Source organism: Nocardia cyriacigeorgica NBRC 100375 (assembly GCF_000308555.1).
Classification (GTDB): Bacteria; Actinomycetota; Actinomycetes; order Mycobacteriales; family Mycobacteriaceae; genus Nocardia; species Nocardia cyriacigeorgica.
Genome location: NZ_BAFY01000185.1, coordinates 1 through 765 on the forward strand (window position 1 = coordinate 1; position 765 = coordinate 765).

The 765-nt window shown below is 70.5% G+C and carries 1 protein-coding gene; it reads right to left on the bottom strand.

All coding sequences use genetic code 11. The features are described 5' to 3' along the window. A partial coding sequence (locus tag RJ05_RS18040; RefSeq protein ID WP_373365067.1) for a beta-ketoacyl synthase N-terminal-like domain-containing protein occupies nucleotides 1-752 on the bottom strand: 752 nt, incomplete at its 3' end. Nucleotides 753-765: the final 13 nt, after the last annotated feature.

Sequence of the window (765 nt, forward strand, 5' to 3'; positions counted from 1 at the left end):
TTGCAGCGTCCGTCCGTGGCCAGCCCGCGCTGCCGGGCGAAGTCCACATACAGTTCCGGACTGCCGGAGATGGTCACCCCGCCGGCGAGTGCCAGCGAGGTCTCCCCGTTGCGCAGTGCCTGGCAGGCCAGATGCAGCGCAACCAGCGACGACGAGCAGGCCGTGTCGACGGTCATGGCCGGTCCCTGCAACCCGAACACGTAGGCGACGCGCCCTGAGGTGACACTGTCGGAGTTGCCGGTCATCCGGAAGCCCTCGTATTCGCCGACGACCCGCTCCGCGTAGCCGGACGGGGTCGCGCCGACGAACACGCCGGTATCACTGCCGCGCAAGGACGTCGGATCGATGCCCGCGTGTTCGAGTGCCTCCCACGCCGCCTCGAGCATGAGCCGCTGGTGCGGGTCCATCGCCGTCGCCTCGCGAGGCGCGATACCGAAGAACTCGGCGTCGAACGCACCCGCGTCGGTGAGGAAACCGCCCTCGCGGACATAGGTGGTGCCCGGTTTGTCCGGGTCCGGGTCGATCAGGCGTTCCAGGTCCCAGCCCCGGTCCTCGGGGAAGGCGGTGATGGCGTCGCGTTCGGCCGCGATCAGTTCCCACAGCTGGTCCGGCGAGCTCACTCCGCCCGGGTATCGGCAACTCATACCGACGATGGCGATCGGCTCATCGGTTCGGGTCCGGCGCGTGGTCCGCGCGGGCTGCGGGCTCCGGGACGGGGTGTCCGCGAGCGCGGCGACGAGGAACTCCGCCACGGCGCCGGCGTTG